Annotated in this window: 16 protein-coding genes; 6 read left to right on the top strand and 10 right to left on the bottom strand. The window is 66.3% G+C overall.

From position 1 onward, the window contains the following. Nucleotides 1-2: 2 nt before the first annotated feature. Nucleotides 3-872: a polyprenyl synthetase family protein gene (locus AC4PTB_RS03745; protein ID WP_492191761.1), complete on the bottom strand. Its 870-nt coding sequence runs from the start codon at nt 870-872 to the stop codon at nt 3-5. 136 nt (nt 873-1,008) lie between these two features. Between AC4PTB_RS03745 and crtD the strand changes: the two genes are divergently transcribed. After that, a complete protein-coding gene (gene crtD / locus AC4PTB_RS03740; RefSeq protein WP_492191760.1) occupies nt 1,009-2,493 on the top strand; it encodes a 1-hydroxycarotenoid 3,4-desaturase CrtD in 1,485 nt (494 codons plus the stop codon). 65 nt (nt 2,494-2,558) lie between these two features. After that, a complete protein-coding gene (gene crtC / locus AC4PTB_RS03735) occupies nt 2,559-3,404 on the top strand; it encodes a carotenoid 1,2-hydratase (protein WP_492191759.1) in 846 nt (281 codons plus the stop codon). Between the two features lie 58 nt (nt 3,405-3,462). Here the strand turns inward: crtC and tspO are convergent, their stop codons facing one another. From tspO to AC4PTB_RS03720, 3 genes are all read right to left on the bottom strand, one after another. Then, nucleotides 3,463-3,945 (bottom strand): tryptophan-rich sensory protein TspO, encoded by a 483-nt coding sequence (gene tspO / locus AC4PTB_RS03730; protein ID WP_492191758.1) that lies wholly within the window; start codon nt 3,943-3,945, stop codon nt 3,463-3,465. Between the two features lie 106 nt (nt 3,946-4,051). After that, complete coding sequence (crtB, locus tag AC4PTB_RS03725) at nt 4,052-5,077, bottom strand: 15-cis-phytoene synthase (protein WP_492191757.1); 1,026 nt, start codon at nt 5,075-5,077, stop codon at nt 4,052-4,054. After that, nucleotides 5,074-6,645, bottom strand: coding sequence for a phytoene desaturase (locus tag AC4PTB_RS03720; protein WP_492191756.1), 1,572 nt, complete (start codon nt 6,643-6,645; stop codon nt 5,074-5,076). The genes crtB and AC4PTB_RS03720 overlap by 4 nt, the downstream gene beginning before the upstream one ends. Before the next feature lie 157 nt (nt 6,646-6,802). On the opposite strand from AC4PTB_RS03720, the gene crtA reads away from it, so the two are divergent. From crtA to bchO, 4 genes are read left to right on the top strand one after another with little or no spacing between them, the layout of a single operon-like run. After that, nucleotides 6,803-7,528, top strand: coding sequence for a spheroidene monooxygenase (gene crtA, locus AC4PTB_RS03715; RefSeq protein WP_492191755.1), 726 nt, complete (start codon nt 6,803-6,805; stop codon nt 7,526-7,528). Further along, nucleotides 7,525-8,577 (top strand): magnesium chelatase ATPase subunit I, encoded by a 1,053-nt coding sequence (bchI, locus tag AC4PTB_RS03710; protein WP_492191754.1) that lies wholly within the window; start codon nt 7,525-7,527, stop codon nt 8,575-8,577. Before crtA ends, bchI begins: the two co-directional genes overlap by 4 nt. A gap of 1 nt (nt 8,578) precedes the next feature. Then, entirely contained in the window at nt 8,579-10,267 is a 1,689-nt protein-coding gene (locus AC4PTB_RS03705) for a magnesium chelatase subunit D (protein ID WP_492191753.1), read from the top strand. A 2-nt stretch (nt 10,268-10,269) separates the two neighbouring features. Then, complete coding sequence (bchO, locus tag AC4PTB_RS03700; RefSeq protein WP_492191752.1) at nt 10,270-11,124, top strand: alpha/beta fold hydrolase BchO; 855 nt, start codon at nt 10,270-10,272, stop codon at nt 11,122-11,124. Nucleotides 11,125-11,333: 209 nt separating this feature from the next. Here the strand turns inward: bchO and idi are convergent, their stop codons facing one another. The 6 genes from idi to bchE are packed head-to-tail and all read right to left on the bottom strand — an operon-like array spanning nt 11,334 to nt 17,670. Beyond that, nucleotides 11,334-11,876 (bottom strand): isopentenyl-diphosphate Delta-isomerase, encoded by a 543-nt coding sequence (idi, locus tag AC4PTB_RS03695; protein WP_492191751.1) that lies wholly within the window; start codon nt 11,874-11,876, stop codon nt 11,334-11,336. Next, the gene (locus AC4PTB_RS03690; RefSeq protein ID WP_492191750.1) at nt 11,867-13,042 is read right to left on the bottom strand and encodes a geranylgeranyl diphosphate reductase; all 1,176 of its coding nucleotides are present in this window, start codon (nt 13,040-13,042) and stop codon (nt 11,867-11,869) included. The genes idi and AC4PTB_RS03690 overlap by 10 nt, the downstream gene beginning before the upstream one ends. 1 nt (nt 13,043) lies before the next feature. Further along, nucleotides 13,044-14,330 (bottom strand): BCD family MFS transporter, encoded by a 1,287-nt coding sequence (locus AC4PTB_RS03685; protein ID WP_492191749.1) that lies wholly within the window; start codon nt 14,328-14,330, stop codon nt 13,044-13,046. Then, on the bottom strand, nt 14,327-15,241 hold the full coding sequence (gene chlG, locus AC4PTB_RS03680; protein ID WP_492191748.1) for a chlorophyll synthase ChlG: 915 nt from the start codon (nt 15,239-15,241) through the stop codon (nt 14,327-14,329). Before chlG ends, AC4PTB_RS03685 begins: the two co-directional genes overlap by 4 nt. A 44-nt stretch (nt 15,242-15,285) precedes the next feature. Continuing rightward, nucleotides 15,286-15,927 (bottom strand): bacteriochlorophyll 4-vinyl reductase, encoded by a 642-nt coding sequence (bchJ, locus tag AC4PTB_RS03675; protein WP_492191747.1) that lies wholly within the window; start codon nt 15,925-15,927, stop codon nt 15,286-15,288. Between the two features lie 15 nt (nt 15,928-15,942). After that, nucleotides 15,943-17,670 carry a magnesium-protoporphyrin IX monomethyl ester anaerobic oxidative cyclase gene (gene bchE / locus AC4PTB_RS03670; RefSeq protein ID WP_492191746.1) on the bottom strand — a complete coding sequence of 576 codons (1,728 nt, stop codon included), beginning with the start codon at nt 17,668-17,670 and terminating at the stop codon, nt 15,943-15,945. Nucleotides 17,671-17,950 lie beyond the last annotated feature (280 nt).

The following is a 17,950-nucleotide window of genomic DNA, read 5'->3' as shown; positions in this document are numbered from 1 at the left end:
GATCAGCCCCTCTCGGCGCTGGCCGGGATATCCATGATCTTGTGGGCGTAAAGCTGCACCATCTGCGCCAGCTTCGCCTCACCGGGGCAGGACGGGATCGAGGCGATCGCGCCCGCCAGAACGTCCTGCAGATGTTTGCGCGCGCCCTCGATGCCCATCGTCTTGACCGCATTCGGGCGCTCGTTCGCGATATCCTGCCCGGCGGGCTTGCCCATCGCCTCGGCCGACATCAGCGCGTCTTTCAGATCGTCGGCGATCTGGAAGGCCGAGCCGATCCGCATGCCGAGATCGAACCAGGGATCGGCGTCATAGCCCGCCGCAATCGCCCCCATCTGCGTCGCGGCAATGAACAGCGCCCCGGTCTTCGCCTGATGATAGGCGGCCAGATCGACCTTGGCTTCGCTTTCCCAGGCCTGACCGGCGCAGATCCCGCCGCGCGCGCCCGAAAGCTGACCAAGCTTCGAAATCAGCTTCAGCGCCCGCTCCGGGTTGACGGCGCCGACATCGGCCAGAACCTCGAAGCCGCGGATCAGCAGGCTGTCGCCCGCCAGAACCGCCAGCGGCTCGTTATAGGCCTTGTGCAGGCTGGGCTTGCCGCGGCGGATATCGGCATTGTCGAAGGCGGGCAGATCGTCATGCACAAGGCTGGCGCAATGCATCAGCTCCAGCGCCACAGCTGCGGCATCGGTGACGGCGGGACAATCGTCGCCACAGGCCATCGCGACCGAAACCAAGATCGTCGGCCGGATCCGCGCACCGCCGGGAAACACCCCGTAAGGCAGCGCGGCGGCAAGCAAAGGCGGAGATTCGCTCAAAGCTTCGGGCGACAGCGCCTTGACCAGCGCCAACTCGATACGTTTATCCAGAGACATGACAGAGCCCTCCGCTGCGTCACGACGCACATTGGCATTCGCACCTACCTGTGTAAACTGAAAGTTACACCCAGGAATATGGGACAAAATTGCACTCCCGAGCGGGTGCGGATGGCGGTGCGTGCGGGAGCGAGCAATGCGGAGTGAAACGGACGTCGTGGTGATCGGCGCCGGAATGGGGGGCCTTGCGGCCGCCATCGGTGCGGCGACGGCAGGCCTTCGGGTCACGGTGGTTGAGGCGGGCGACGGCCCCGGCGGCAAGGCAAGGGCGGTTCCGACACCGGGCGGGCCTGCGGATACGGGGCCCACGGTCTTGACGATGCGACATGTTCTGGATGCGCTCTTTGCCGCCTGCGGCACCCGCGCCGAGGAGCATCTGACGCTGATCCCCCTGCCCCGACTCGCCCGGCATTTCTGGCCCGACGGCTCCAGCCTAGATCTGTTCACCGACACCGAAGCCAATATCGAGGCGATCCGCGCCTTTGCCGGTGACAAGGAGGCTGCGGCATTCCGCCGCTTCGATCAGTTGACGGTCGGGCTCTGGGAGGCGTTCCACCGCTCGGTGATAGCGGCGCCGAAACCGGACCTTTGGCGAATCGCCGCCGCCACCGCGACGCATCCGCGGCTCTGGCCCGCGCTGCGCCCCGGGCTGACGATGCGCGACCTGCTCGCCCATCATTTCAAGGACCCGCGGCTGGCGCAGCTTTTCGGCCGCTACGCCACCTATGTCGGCGGCCGTCCGGGGGCGACGCCCGCGGTGCTGTCGCTGATCTGGCAGGCCGAGGTGCAGGGCGTCTGGGCGATCCGCGAGGGGATGCATGGCGTCGCCGCCGCGCTGGCCCGGGTGGCCGAAGCGAAGGGCGTCCGGTTCCATTACGGCGCCAAGGCCAAGCGCATCGTGCGCAAGGAAGGCCGGGTGACTGCGGTCGAGATCGAGACCGGCGCCTCGATCCCCTGCTCTGCCTGCATCTTCAACGGCGACCCGGGCGCTTTGCGCGACGGGCTTCTGGGCGCTGCCGCCCGCGCCTCGATGGAGAAATCGCCCCGCCCCGCCCCCAGCCTCTCGGCCTGGGTCTGGGCCTTTGGTGCCACCCCACAGGGCGTTGACCTCGCGCATCACAACGTCTTTTTCACCGCCGATCCCGAACTGGAATTCGGCCCGATCGGCGCGGGCGAGATGCCCGAGGAGCCGACGCTCTATATCTGTGCGCAGGACCGCGAGATGCAGGCCCCTGTGCCCGAGATCGAGCGTTTCGAGATCATCATGAACGGCCCCGCAGGCCATCAACCCTTTCCTCAGGAGGAGGCACAATGCAGGGCACGCACCTTCCCCATTCTGGCATCAATGGGGCTGAGCTTCAGCCCGGATCCGGAAAGCCGGGCACTGACGACACCGGCGCTTCTGTCGCGGCGGTTCCCGGGCTCGCTGGGGGCGATCTACGGCGGCTCGCCGGAGGGGACGCTGGCGACGTTCCGGCGGCCCCTGGCGCGGACGGGGCTGCGGGGGCTTTATCTGGCGGGTGGGGGAACGCACCCGGGTGCCGGGGTGCCCATGGCGCTGACTTCCGGGACGCATGCAGCACGGGCCTTGCTGGCGGACCGGATTTCCGCCGCGAAGTAGGGCCGAACGGCTACGCCTGGTGGTATTGCGACGGCATCTCCGACGACGGCGAAAAGGCGTTTTCGATGATCGCCTTCATCGGCTCGGTCTTCAGCCCGTGGTATCGCTGGTCGGGCCGTCGCGAGCCGCAAAACCACTGCTGCATCAACATGGTGACGACCGGCACCGATGGCCGGTTCACGATGACCGACCGCGGGCGATCCGCGCTGCGGCAGTCGCGCGACAGCTTTCAGGTCGGGCCGTCGAAGCTGACCTGGACCGGCAAGGAGCTGGTCATCGATGTCGATGAATGGGGCGCGCTGCCGAAGCTCGGCAAGCTCAAGGGGCGCGTCGTGCTGACGCCGCGGGCGGTGACCGGGGTCGAGGTGCGGCTGACGCCCGATGCGGGCCACACCTGGCGGCCCTTTGCGCCCATCGCCGATGTCGAGGTGGATCTGGCGCCCGGTCACAAATGGACCGGGCATGGCTATTTCGACGCCAATTTCGGCACCCGCGCGCTGGAGGAGGATTTCTCGTTCTGGACCTGGGGGCGGTTCCCGCTGAAAGACCGGACGGTGTGTTTTTACGATGCGACGCGGCTTGACCGGACCAAGGTGGCGCTGGCGGTGCAGATCAACCCCGATGGCTCGGTCTGCGAGATCGAGACCCCGCCGCCGCTGGTGAAGATGAAGCGCACGCCCTGGTTCGTGCGGCGCGAGACCCGCTGCGATGCCGGGGCGCATCCGGCGGGGGTCTATTCGCTGCTGGAGGCGCCCTTCTATTCGCGCGCGCTGATGCGCACGCAGATCGACGGCGAGGAAACGGTGGGCATGCACGAGGCGCTGGATCTGGTGCGGTTCCGCCAGCCGGTGCTGAAGCCGATGCTGGCGGTGCGGGTGCCGCGCCGCGCCGGATGGAAGCACAAGGACTGACGAAAAGGCCCCGCCGGTGCTACCGGCGGGGCCTTCACGCCTCGGGGGCAGGCGCCTGTCAGAGCGTGACCGGCTTTTCCCCCGGATTGAGCCGCCAGACGCTGAAATTCAGCGCCCCGGCCACCGTCACCCAGATCACATAGGGCACGAACATCAGCCCCGACAGCCAGTCGACGCTCCAGAACAGGACGCAGGTGGCAAAGACGCTCAGCCAGAGCAGCGTCAGCACCAGCATCCCGCCACCCAGACGCCGCAAACCGAAGAAGATCGGCGTCCAAAGCGTGTTGACCGCGATCTGCACCGCCCAGAAGGCCAGACCCAGCACGGCCAGTTCATTCTCCATCGCCAGCCCGGAAATCCGCGCGGCCGAAATCGACATCAGGATGTAAAGCGTGGACCAGGCGACGGGAAACAGCCAGTTCGGCGGCACCCAGCTCGGCTTCTTCAGGCTCTCATACCACGCGCCCGGGCTGAAGATCGCTCCGGTTGCGCCCGCGCAGGCACAGGCGACGAAATAGACGGCAAACAGAGTCAGGCTCATGATAGCCTCCGGTTGTGGACACGCCCCGTTGTGGACCCGGGGCGCGCACACGTCCAGTGACGAACCGTCGCGCCCCCCCGTCAGGGGGCAGCGTCACGAAGCCCGGTCACGAGGCCCGGTCGATCACCAGCCCGCGGTCCCGCGCTTTCAGCGCCATCAGCGCCGCGATCAGCACCTCCGAGCGTTCGGGATGCAGGTTGCGATGCGCGGCGGCATCGACCAGAAAGGCCACCTCGGGCTCAGGCTTGGCATGCACCCGCGGCGAGAGCGGCAGCACCGCACCCGCGGTCGCCGTCATCGCGGAATTGGCCACCAGCCACAGCTTGCGACCCTTGGTCGTGTGCGCACGCCGGGTGATGTTGTCGTATTTCGCCTTCGCCACCTCGGCGCCGATCGCGGCATAGATCTTGCCCGCGGCCACGATCCCCGGCCGACAGTCGAAGGGCAGAAGCCGCACCCCGGTCGCGGCACGCCAGTAAAGCCGGTCGGCACGGTTCAAAAGCCGCTCGGTCACCCGGCGGATACCCGGGCCCGGCTGCGGATCGCGCAGGAAGGCGTGCGGATCGACCCCCTCCTCAAGCATCCAGTCGACGGGCAGGAACAGCCGCCCGGCGCGCGCATCCTCGCCCACGTCGCGGGCAATGTTCGACATCTGCATGGCAAGGCCCAGATCACAGGCCCGCGCCAGCGCATCGGGATTGCGCACCCGCATCAGCACGCACATCATCGCGCCGACAGCCGCCGCCACCCGCGCCGAATAGGACTGCACGTCGGAGAGCGTGTGATACCACCGCCCCTCGGCATCCCAGGCCAGCCCCTCCAGCAGCGCCTCGGGCAATTCCCGCGGCATCTCGAATTCCTCGACCACCGCCGCAAAGGCGCGGTCGCAAGGGGTGTTGCGCGGACGGCCGGCGTAGATCTCCTCCAGCCGGTCGCCCAGCTTGCACACGGCCGCCGCCTTGTCGCGCGGACCGACCTCGTCCACCTCGTCATCGGCGATCCGGCAAAAGGCGTAAAGCGCCAGCGCGGGGTCTCTCACCCGCGCTGGCAGAACCCTCGACGCCGCATGGAAGGAGTAGCTGCCGGTGCGGATCAGCTCCCGGCAGATCTCCATATCCTCGGTCGAGATCATTGCGCCGCCTTGGCCCGGGGGGTCCGGGCCTTCGGTGCCGCCGCCGGGGTCTCGGGCCTCGGCGCATCCGGGATCATCTGCGCGACCAGCTCGCCCGAGCCGATCACCGAGGGCACACCGGCGCCCGGATGGGTGCCCGCGCCGACCAGATAGAGCCCGTCCACCTCTTCCGAGGCGTTATGCGGGCGGAACCAGGCCGATTGCAGGATCCGCGGTTCCAGCGAGAACCCGGCGCCCAAGGGCGAGAGATAGCGGTCGCGGAAGGTTTCCGGCGTGAAGACCACTTCCTCGGTGATCTTCTCGCCGATCCCCGGCAACAGCCGTTCCTCGATCACTTTCAAGACCTTGGCCTTGTATTTCTCGGCCTCGACCGACCAGTCGACGCCATTGTCGAAGCCAAGGTTCGGCACCGGCGAGAGGACGTAGAACGTGTCGTCGCCCTTCGGCGCCGCGGTCGGATCGGTGACCGAGGGACGGTGGACATAAAGGCTCATGTCCTCGGCCAGCTCGCCCTTGATGAAGATGTCCTGCACATGTTCCTTGTAGCGCGGCCCGACGACGACGGTGTGGTGGCCCACATCCTTCCACATCTTTGCCGTGCCCTTGGTGCCGAAATACCAGACGAAAAGCCCCATCGACCAGCGCTTCTTGTCGAGCTTCTCGTCGGTCCAGCGCCAGCGGTCGCGGTTGCGCAGAAGCCGCTTGTAGGTGTGACCCGCATCGGCGTTCGAGACCACGACCTGCGCCGGAAGCTCGGTGCCATCCATCAGCCGGATGCCGGTGGCCTTGCCGTCGCGCGACACCAGGATCTCGTCGACCTCGGTGTTCATCCGCATCTCGCCGCCCTGATCGGTGATCACCTTGGCCATCGCATCGGCAATCGCCTGCACGCCGCCGATCGCGTAATGCACGCCGAATTTCTTCTCGAGCTGGCTGACAAGGATATACATCGAGGTGACATGGAAGGGGTCACCGCCGATGAAGAGCGGGTGGAACGACAGCGCGAAGCGCAGGTGGTCGTCCTTCACCATTTTCTTGGCATGGGCATAGACCGAACGGTCGGCGCGCAGCCAGCCGAAGGTCGGCAGAACCTTGATCAGGTCCCACAGCTTGCTCATCGGCTTGCGGCCAAGGTTCTCGTAGCCGAATTCATAGCGGGCCTTGGCGTCCCACATGAAATGGCGGAAGCCCTCGACATCGCCGGGGCTGATCCGCGCCACTTCCGCCTTGACCTTGGCGTCATCGCCATAGGCGGTGTATTTCTCGCCATCGGGGAAATCGATGGTGTAGAAGGGCTCCATCGCGACGAGTTTCACGTCCTTGTCGAAATCGCGCCCGCAATCTGCCCAAAGCTCGCGCAGACGATCCGGCACCGTGACGATGGTCGGCCCGAGGTCGAATCGATACCCGCCCTTGGTGATCGAAGACCCACGCCCGCCGGGCCGATCCAGACGATCGACGACCGTCACCTTGTAACCTTTCGCGCCCAGCCGCATCGCTGCAGCAAGACCGCCGAGGCCGGCACCGATGACAACGGCGCGCCCCATACCTTCTGTGTTCTTGGACATGGTCTCTTCGGTAGTTTTTGGTTGCATTGGGGGGATGATAGGCCGTCAATTCCGATTTACAACTGCCGACGCTGTCTCGCGACAAAACGTCTGAGGCCTTCCATTACAAGGGACAGACATGTAAATATCACGTTACACTTCATAGGGGAGGACGTAGATGCCTGTCGCCTCACTCAGCCTGTTCCGTTTTGACGGCACAAGCTCGCTGCCCTGGGTCATCAGCCAGATGATCCTGTCACGTCGCCCCTTGAACGACGAGCCAAGGGTGAAGTTCTACAAGCTTTGCGGCTCCGGCACCGGCGAGGGGTTCACGCCCAAGCCGAACTGGCGCGTCTGGGCAATCATGGCGGCCTTCGACACCGAGGCTGACGCCCGCGACGTGACCACGAACCACCCGGTCTGGAAGCGCTGGCGGACGCATGCCGCGGAAACGCTTGTGCTGCATCTGCAACCGCTTTCGGCGCGCGGCACCTGGGGCGGCGTCAATCCGTTCCTGCCCGAACAGGCGATGGAGCCCAGCGGCGACGAGCCCGTGGTGGCGCTGACCCGCGCCGCGATCAAGCCGCACAAGGCCAATGCCTTCTGGTCGCGCGTGCCGAAGATTTCCGAAAAGGTCGGCGAGGATCAGAACCTGATGTTCAAGATCGGGATCGGGGAAATTCCCCTGTTCCATCAGGTGACTTTCTCGATCTGGCCGGATGTGGCAAAGATGAACGCCTTCGCCCGCGGCGATACGCCGCATGGCAGGGCGATCCGCGCTGCGCGTGAAGAAGGTTGGTTCACCGAAGAACTCTATGCCCGGTTCCGCCTGCTCGGGACCGAGGGAAGCTGGATGGGCAAGGACCCGCTCGCCAGCCAAGTCTTGGAAAGGGAAACTGCATGACTACCGCCGTCGCTCGACTTCAACCCTCTGCTTCGGGCGCGAAGACGAGACCCGTCTTTCCCTTTTCGGCCATCGTCGGTCAGGAAGACATGAAACTGGCGCTGCTGTTGACCGCGGTTGATCCCGGCATCGGCGGCGTTCTGGTCTTTGGTGACCGCGGCACCGGCAAATCGACCGCGGTGCGGGCGCTGGCGGCGCTTTTGCCCGAGATCGAGGCGGTCGAGGGCTGCCCGGTCTCCTCGCCTTCGGTCGAGATGATCCCGGACTGGGCGACCGTTCTGTCGACCAACGTGATCCGCAAGCCGACCCCGGTCGTCGATCTGCCGCTGGGCGTGTCGGAAGACCGCGTGGTGGGGGCGCTGGATATCGAGCGCGCGATCTCGAAGGGGGAAAAGGCGTTCGAGCCGGGCCTGCTGGCGCGGGCCAACCGCGGCTATCTTTACATCGACGAATGCAACCTGTTGGAAGATCACATCGTCGATCTGCTGCTCGACGTGGCGCAATCGGGCGAGAACGTGGTCGAACGCGACGGTCTGTCGATCCGTCACCCCGCCCGCTTCGTTCTGGTCGGCTCGGGCAACCCCGAAGAGGGCGACCTGCGGCCGCAGCTTCTGGACCGTTTCGGCCTTTCGGTCGAGGTTCTGTCGCCCCGCGATGTCGAAACCCGGGTCGAGGTGATCCGTCGTCGCGACACCTATGACGCCGATCCGAAGGCCTTCCTTGAGGAATGGCGGCCGAAGGACATGGAGATCCGCAACAAGATCCTTGCGGCGCGCGAGCAGCTGCCGAAGGTCGAGGCGCCGAACACCGCGCTTTATGACTGCGCCGCGCTCTGCATCGCGCTGGGGTCCGACGGTCTGCGCGGCGAGCTGACGCTTTTGCGCTCTGCCCGTGCCCTTGCGGCGCTGGAAGGGGCTGCGGCGGTCGGCCGCGATCACCTGAAGCGGGTGGCAACGATGGCGCTGTCGCACCGTCTGCGCCGCGATCCCCTGGATGAAGCCGGCTCGACGGCCCGCGTGGCCCGGACGGTCGAAGAAACGTTGCCGTAACATGGACCACGAACGCCTGAAGTCGGCCCTTGCGGTGCTGACGGTCGACCCCGCCGCGGTCGGCGGATTGTGGCTGCGCTCGCGCGCCGGTCCGATCCGGCTCGCCTTCACCGACACGCTGGCCAAGCTGCCCTTCCCGATGGCGCTGCGCCGTCTGCCGCCGAATGTGGACGATGGCGCGCTTTACGGTGGCCTTGACGTGGCCGAGACGCTGCATTCCGGCAAACCCGTCCTGAAGGGCGGGTTGCTGGACCGGCCCAGCGTCTTCATCCTGCCGATGGCCGAACGCTGCACGGCAAAGCTGGGCGCGCGTCTGGCGCAGGCGCTGGATCTGCGACAGCACGCGCTGATCGCGCTGGATGAAGCCGCCGAACCGGACGAGGCCTTGCCGCATGCGGTGGCCGACCGGCTCGGGCTTTTCGTCGATCTCTCCGAGGTGCGCACGATCGACGGGCCGGGGCTTTTGCCCGACACCGCGAAGGTGGAACGCGCCCGCGAACTGCTGCCGCAGGTGCAGATGCCCGCCGAACGGGTGAGCGAGATTGTCGAGGGCTGTCGGCAGCTCGGCATTTCCAGCCTGCGCGCACCGATGCTGGCGCTGACCGCGGCGCGGATCCTGACCGCTCTGGCGGGCCGCACCACGGTCGGGGCCGAAGACGTGCTGCATGCCGCGGAACTGACGCTGGCGCATCGGGCGCTGCCGCTGCAAGAGGCGCCGCCGCCCCCTCCTCCGCCGCCGCCGGAACCGCCCGAGCAAAACGAGGGCGAAAACCAGCAGGACGAGCAGGATCAGATCGACCCGCTTGACGGCATTCCGCCCGAGATCGTGGTCGAGGCCGTCCGCGCGATGCTGCCCGACAACATCTTGCAAACGCTGAACATGGGCAGCCGGTTGCGGGCCGCCTCTGGCGGTCAGGGCGCCGGGCAAGAGCAGATCGGCAACCGTCGCGGCCGCCCCCTGCCCTCGCGCAAGGGCAAGCTGGAGGATGACGCCAAGATCGATCTGGTCGCCACCCTGCGCTCTGCCGCGCCTTGGCAGGGGCTGCGGCGGCGTCAGGCGCCTGCGGGCACCGAACGGGTGCTGCTGGTCGAAAGCTCGGACATCCACATCAAGCGGCGCAAGGAAATGTCCGACCGCGTGCTGATCTTTGCCGTCGATGCCTCGGGCTCGGCGGCGGTGGCGCGGCTTTCCGAGGCCAAGGGCGCGGTGGAACTGCTGCTGGGCCGGGCCTATGCGGCGCGGGACCATGTGTCGCTGATCACCTTCCGCGGCACGGCGGCACAGGTGCTGCTGCAACCCTCGCGCTCGCTGACGCAGACGAAGCGGCAGCTGCAGGGCCTGCCGGGGGGCGGTGGCACGCCGCTTGCGAGCGGGATGGAAATGGCGATGGCGACGGCGAAACAGGCGCGTTCGCGCGGCATGACGCCGACGATCGCGCTGTTGACCGATGGGCGCGGCAATATCGCGCTGGATGGCACGGCGAACCGCGAATTGGCGGGGGAACAGGCCACCAAGGTTGCCCGGGCGATCCGCGCAAGCGGCATGCCCGCGGTGATCATCGACACGGCGATGCGGCCCAATCCGGCGCTCGTTGACCTTGCCCGCACCATGGACGCCCATTACATTGCCCTGCCAAGGGCGACGGCGCACAAGATGGCCGACGTTCTGGGAGCGGCTCTGGAGGCGTAACGATGGACCCACGCGCGTTGCCGGCAAACTGGCCCTATCGGTCGGCCGCAACGCGACGCAGGGTCGGGCCCATCGACTGGTGGGTGATCGACACCGGCCCGGCTGACGGGCCGGTGTTGCTTTTGCTGCATGGGCTTGGCGCTTCGGGGCACAGCTTTCGGCGGATGATCCCGGGACTTTGCGCACGCTATCGGGTGATCGTGCCGGATCTGCCGGGGCATGGCTGTTCGCGCTCGACCGCGCGCCACCGCTTTGGCCTGAGGCCGATGGCCGAGGATCTGTGGAAGCTCTGCCAGCATCTGCATGTCACGCCCGCGGCGGTGATCGGCCATTCCGCGGGCGGCGCCATCGCGCTGCAACTGGCGCTGGAGACGCCGGTGCCGCGGGTGGTGGGGATCAACGCGGCACTGGATCATTTCGAGGGCGTGGCGGGGGTGGTCTTCCCGATGATGGCGCGGGGCCTGGCCGCCCTGCCCTTCACCGCGCCGCTGGTGACGCGGTTTGGCGCCTCTCGGCAACGGATCAGCCAGCTGCTCGACATGACCGGCTCGGTGATCGATGCCGCGGGCAAGGCGCAATATACGGCGCTGATCCAGAACCCCGAACATGTCGATGGCGGGCTGCGGATGATGGCGCAATGGGAGCTGGGGCCGCTGATCGGCGCCCTGCCCCGGATCGCGAAACCGGTGTTCCTGATCGCGGGAACGGGTGACCGGGCGGTGCCCGCCCATGTCTCGGCCGATGCGGCGCGGTTCCTGCCGATGGCGGCGCTCAAGCGGATCGACGGCGGACATCTGATCCACGAGGTGGCGCCGGACGGGCTTTCGGGGATGATTCTGGACTGGCTCGAGGGGTGAGATTTCGCCTCGGGCAAGCCCGAGGCGACCCGCGGGGGGCTCCGCCCCCCGCACCCCCCGGCGTATTTTGCCAAGGAAAAGCAGGGGTGGCTACGGCTGTCCCCCCTCAGACGGACAGTCATTTGTTTCATCTTGCCCCAAATATCCCGGGGGTCCGGGGGCGGGGCCCCCGGCGGGTCGCCCGAGGCGCAAGCGCCCCGGGCGAAATCTCAGGCGGTCACCGGCGGAAAGATCATGTCGCGGTGCTGCTCGATATAGATCTTCAGCCAGGGCGTGAAGCGTTCCGGATTGGCGTGGATCTCCGAGCGCAGCGCGTCGATGCGCACCCATTCGGTATCGGCCACTTCTGCGGGATCGGGCTGCGGCTCGATCCCCTCGGGCGCTTCGGCGGTGAAGACATCGACCACCTCATGCTCGACCATGCCGTTGTTCACATCGGCCCGGTATTCCAGCTGCCCCATGTGGCGCAGCTTCAGCCCGACGATGCCCAGCTCCTGCCCCAGACGCCGCGCGGCGCAGGTGGGCGCGTCCTCGCCCCAATAGGGATGGGTGCAGCAGGTATTCGCCCAAAGCCCTGGCGTGTGATATTTCGACAGCGCGCGCTGCTGCAAAAGCACCTTGTTGCCGCGCGTCACGAAAACCGAAATCGCCAGATGCCGCAGGCCCTTGCGGTGGGCCTCCAGCTTCTCGACGGGTTGCAGCACGCCCTCCACCCAGGCGGGGATCATATCCTGAGCCATGATCAGGTCCATTGCGGCGGCACGAGGCCGGAGAGATGCGCCAGGTTCTTGAAGCCGATCTTCAGGTTCTTCATCGGCTGGAACTTCGTCATCTTCTTGTTCATGTAGCTCTCGAACGTCATGCGCTGCACATCGACATCATGGCAAAGCGAGACGAAGCGCTCGCGCCGGTCGTCGCTGTGATAATACTTGTCCTGCATCATCCGCAGCACCTTGAAGACGGTGCCGTGCTCTTTCATGAACCCGGCCCGCGCCAGCTTCAGATCGGCGGGCTTGCCCGATTTCAGGAAGGCCATCGCGGCTTGCGCCGCATAGCGGCCACCGGCATGGGCGTAATAGATCCCCTCGCCCGAGGAGGGCGCCACGACGCCCGCGGCATCGCCCGAAAGCACCACATCCTTGCCATTGTCCCAGACATCGAGCGGCTGCAGCGGGATCGGCGCGCCTTCCTTGCGGATCGTCTCTTCCTTGTCGAGCCCGGACATCTGGCGAAGCAGCGTCGTGCAATCCTTCAGGCTGACATCGGGCAGTTCCGTCCCCATGCCAATCGAGGCAGTCTTGCCATGCGGGAAGACCCAACCATAGAAATCCGGGCTGATCCGGCCATCATAATAGACATCGCAGCGCGTCGGGTCGTAATTCGCCACCGTCGTCGGCGCTTTGATGATCTCGTGATAGGCGAAGACGAGCGGGATCTTCGTCGCGGGCACTTCATTGCGCACCTGCGAATTCGCCCCGTCGGCGCCGATCACCACCCGGGTCTCGGCCTTCATCTCCTCGCCGGTGACCTTGTCGCGCCAGACGACGACGGTCTTGCCGCTGTCCCGCTCGATCCGCAGCCAGGTGCCGGTGATCCGGTCCGCCCCCGCCTTGCCCGCGCGCTCACGCAGCCATTCGTCGTAATCCTCGCGGTCGACCATGCCGACGAAGCCGTTCTCGATCGGGATGTCGACGAAACGGCCGGTGGGCGAGATCATCCGCGCCGAGGTGATCTTGGCCACCAGCAGGTGATCGGGAATGTCAAAGTCGCGGATCAGCCGCGGCGGGATCGCGCCGCCGCAGGGCTTGATGCGCCCTGCGCGGTCCAGCAGGGCCACCTTGAGACCCGCGCGGGCCATATCCCATGCCGCCGTCGATCCCGCAGGACCGCCCCCGACAACGAAAGCATCATATTGCATCTCATTCACCCGCCATGACCGTGGGAACCCGTGCCGCGCCCCGTGCGGCGACCACTCCGGTCGCCATCACGGCCGCGACGATGAAAAGGAGCGCCTGCGCCCCGAAAACCAGCCCGAATGCCGTGGCATCGGGCAGAAAAAACCGCATCAGATCGGCCGCGCCCGCCCCCAGCAGGCCGCCAAAGCCCGCCGCAATCGCCTGCGCCGCGCCCCAAAGGCCCATCCGCGTGCCCTCGCGCGAGGACCGCCCCTCGCCCGCCAGCGCCATCATCGCGCCGATCGCCGCGACGGCGAAAATGCCGTTGAAGAAGCCAAGCCCGATCACCGCCGGGATCAGCGCCGCGCCGGGCAGATGGCCGAGCACGACAATCGCGGCAAGCGCGGCCGAGGAGCCAAGGCAGCCCGCCACCACCCAGCCGCGCAGGGTGCCGATCTTCAGCCCCGAGAGCGCAATCCCCACCGTCAGCATGCCGAAGAACACGCCGCCATTCTGCATCCCCGACAGCTTGGTCGTTTCCCCGGCGGTGAAGCCGAAGACCAGCCCCGCATAGGGTTCGAGGATCAGTTCCTGCAGGAAATAGGCGGTCATCGAGAGGAACAGGAAAAAGGTGAAGGCGCGGGCCTGCGGTTCGGCCCAGACCTCGCGCAGCCCTTCCAGCAGCCGCGGCGGCGTGTCCTCGGGGACCGGATGGTCGAGCCGCCGTTCGATCCCCCAGACGGCGAGCGTGGTCAGCACCACGGCGCCCAGGGTGACGATGGCCACGATCCACAGCAGGCGTTCGGGCGAATAGGGGTCGAGGAAATGGCCGACCGTCCCCGCGGTGACGGCGATGCCGAAGATCATCAAAAGCCAGGTGATCGTGGCGGCCGCGGCGCGGCGGCGCGGCTCAGTCCCCGAGGCCAGAAGCGCCAGCAACGAGGTGCCCGAGGCGCCGACGCCAAAGCCGATCAGCACATAGGCGAAGATCGAGAGCAAAAGCGCCTGCCCCCAGGCGAGCGGAAAGAGCACCACGGCAAGCGCGGCCAGAAAGGCGCCAAGCGCCAGAACCGCCATGCCCAGGATGACAAAGAAGGTGCGATTGCCCTTGGTATCGGAGCGCAGCCCCCAGGCGGGCCGGGCGATCTGCAGCCCGTAATGCAGCGCCACCAAAGCGCCGGGCAGCACCGCGGGCAGCGCCAGTTCCACCACCATCAGCCGGTTCAGCGTCGAGGTGGTCAACACCACCACCGCGCCGATGCACAGCTGCACCAGCCCCAGCCGGAAAATCTGGAGCCAGCCGAGCGTCATACCGTGAAGCCCCGGATCGCGAAGGCGGTGATCATCATGCCCGAGACATACATCACGACGCCGGTGCCGTTATACCAGGGCGCCTTGCCCTCGGGGTCGCGCATCCAGACCGACATCGCCCAGAACTGCCCGAACAGCAGGACCAGAACGGCGGTGGCGTGGAAGGGTTTCGAGAACAGATACAGCATGGTGATGACCAGCGATTGCGCCAGACCCATCACCGTGCAGGCGATCTTCGCCGCGACCTCGGGGCCATAAACGGCGGGCAGCGACTTGATGCCCAGCTTGCGGTCGCCCTCGATCGCCTTGAAATCGTTGATCGTCATGATGCCATGCGCGCCAAGCGCGTAAAGCGTCGCCATCATCACGATGGGAAAGCCCGGCGCGCTGTCGGCGGTGGCCAGAAGCACGGCGGCGCCGGTGATCCAGGGCAGGCCCTCATAGGCCAGCCCCACCAGCCCCGGCCCCCACCAGCCCGAGCGTTTCAGCCGGATCGGTTCCACCGAATAGGCCCAGGCGGCGGCGACGCCCAGAAGCGTCGCGACAAAGCCCCAGGTTCCCAGCTGCCAGCCGACGACGAGCGACAAAAGCGACATGGCAATGGCGATATAAAGGCCCCAATAGCCCGGGATGCGCCCCGAGGGGATCGGCCGGTGCGGCTCGTTGATCGCATCGACATGGCGGTCGCACCAGTCATTCGCCGCCTGGGACATGCCGCAGACGATCGGACCGGCCAGAACGATGCCCAGCACCACGACGCCCTTGTTGTCCCAGATCGGCACGTTCGAGGACACCGCGCCGCACAGATAGGCCCACATCGGCGGGAACCAGGTCACCGGCTTGATCAGTTCCAGCATCGCCCGCGGTTCGGGAATGCTGCGGCGGCTGGGCGAAAGGTCTTGGGCGCTCATGGGGTCAGGTCACCGGAAGTTGCGGGGCAAGGCCCGAAGGGGCCTCAGCCGGAATGGACAGAGCTGGGCATAGCCGTTTTCTTGCCCTGCGGATGCAGGACAAAAAGGCACGGGCCGCCGCTGACCGAAGCGCAGGAGATTTCCTCCACCGTCACCTCGGGCCAGACAAGCGTGCCGAAAAGCCGTTCGAACACCGCCGCATGCCAGAAGCACGAGGGGCGTTCGGCCGCGGCGGCGCGCAGCGGATTGTCATCGATGCGGAAGGTCAGCGGGCGGAAGCTTTCGACCCGGAACCGCCCCGACCCCACAAAGGTCCAGGCATGTTTGGTGATCGCCGCCGCAAGAAGGCGTGCGCCCAGAAACCCGGGCAGCACGCGGATGATCGCCTTGGCAAAACCGGGGATCCGGTTGGCCAGGATATAGTCGCCGGTGGCCAGCCCCGAGAGCCAGAGAAGGCCCTCGGCAGCTTCGCCCTGATCGACGCGCAGCGCCTGATGCACGGCCCGGCACTGGCTTTCCGGCAGCATCCCCGAGTCAGGCGGCGGGACGGGCACGCCCGCCAGCCGCATCACCCGGTCACGCTCGGCACGGCCAAGGTGGCGGTCGAGCACGCCGATCGTTTGCAAGATGGCATTCGGCCCGATCCGGGGCTCGTCATCTTGCGGCGCAGGCGCGGCACCGCTCATGGCCGTCACTCCTTCTTATTCCGCGGCGTCGACCATCTGGTCCTTGCCGCCCCCGCAGGCCATCGCCGCATGTTCGGCGCTGCGCGCCTCGTGCGTCTCGGCCGAAAGGTCGAACTCGTCTTCCGCATCCGCGGGCATCACGAAGTTCGCGGTGTTGCGGTCGGCGGCGCGGTCCTTCATCTGGGCGCGCAGCGCTTCCTGCCGTTCCTTATGCTTGCGCGAACGGTCGGCGGCGGCTTCCCAGTCGGCGACCTGCGCCTCGGCGATCTTGCGGGTCTCGTCGAAGTGGAAATCGACGGTGTCCTTGGTCTGCGGGCCCCAGTAGCCGGCCTTGCCGAGGTCATAGAAGGTGCGCCCCACCCCGGCCTTGAGGAAGGCCTTGAGGCAGCCGAGCAGATAGCGGCGGCGGAAGCCGGTGCCGCGCCACGGATAGTGGAACAGCGCCTTGCGCATGTAGAAGCGACGGTAGTTCTTCATCACGCCGTCCAGCAGCTCGCCGCGGGTCAGCGCCTTCGGCTTCATGATCGGGGTCACGAAGTTGTATTTCGAGAAGTCGAAGACCTCGACCTGATCGCGCAGCTCCTGGAACAGCGGCGTGAAGGGCCAGGGCGTGTACATCGACCAGTTCGCCAGGTCCGGCTGCCAGTCCCAGGCCATCTGGAAGGTTTCTTCCAGCGTGTCCTTGGTCTCGTTGTCGAGGCCGACGATGAACTGCGCTTCGGTGAAAATGTCGGCCTCGCGCAGAAGGCGGATCGCCTCCTTGTTCTCGGCGACGGTGGTTTCCTTGTTGAACAGGTCCAGCTTCAGCTGCGCCGCGGCTTCGGTGCCGAGCGAGATGTGGACAAGGCCCGCCTCACGGTAGAATTTCAGCAGGTCGCGGTCGCGGTAGATGTCGGTCACGCGGGTGTTGATGCCCCACTTGACCTTGTGGTTCAGACCGCGGTCGATCATCTCCTGGCAGAATTCGACGAATTTCTTCTTGTTGATCGTCGGTTCCTCGTCGGCCAGGATGAAGAAGCCGACGTCGTAGTTGGTCACCAGATCTTCGATCTCGTCCACCACCGCTTTCGGCGAGCGGACGCGGTAGTCACGCCAGAACTTCCACTGCGAGCAGAACGAACAGGTGAAGGGGCAGCCCCGCGCCATGTTCGGAATCGCCACGCGCACGCCCAGCGGGATATAGATATAGTGTTTCCAGTCGATCAGCGACCAGTCGGGTTTCAGGCTGTCGATGTCCTTGACGGTCGGCGCAGCTTGCGTCGCGACGATCTCGTTGCCGTCATGGAAGGCCAGACCCTTGATTGAGGCGCGGTCTTCCGGCCAGCGGCCTTCAGAGACGCATTTGGCCAGTTCGACCATGATCTCTTCGCCTTCGCCGCGCACGATCACGTCGACCCAGGGCGCCTCCGAGAGCACCTGACGGAACATGAAGGTCGCATGCACGCCGCCCAGCACGCGCACCGCATTCGGCACGACTTCCTTGGCGATCTTCAGCGTCTCTTCCGCCTCGTAGATCGAGGGGGTGATCGAGGTCACGCCGATCAGGTCCGGTTGCAGCTCGGCGAATTTCTTGCGCAGCTCGTCATGCGAGACGTTCATCGTCATCGCATCGATGAAATGGATATCGTCAAAACCCGCTTTTTTCAGGTGACCCGCAAGATAGGGGACCCACGACGGGGGCCAGTTCCCCGCGATCTCGGCCCCGCCGGAGTGGTAATTGGGGTGGACGAAAAGGATGCGCATGGCTGACCCTCCAGGGCGTAGGTGTAAACCTCAGTTGACATGCATCCCAACCACATTAAATCGCACAGGTCAAATGCAGAAAATTGCCGCACCCCTGTCGCGGAGCGCAAGCCGCGCTCGCAAGCTTTTGATATCGCTTGATTCTGGTTGAGCCCCCCAGCAGGGTCAGGGGGGCCTGCGACGGGGTGGCGCAGCCGGAAAAAGGCGGGGGAAAAGCGGGAACACCGGGGCCGGAAAGCGGCCGCCGCGGCGCCTGCGGCGGCCCGGATCCGCAAAGGTG

It is taken from the genome of Rhodobacter sp. 4.3.4 (genome assembly GCF_058724655.1).
This window is presented reverse-complemented; position numbering and strand designations above follow the sequence as displayed.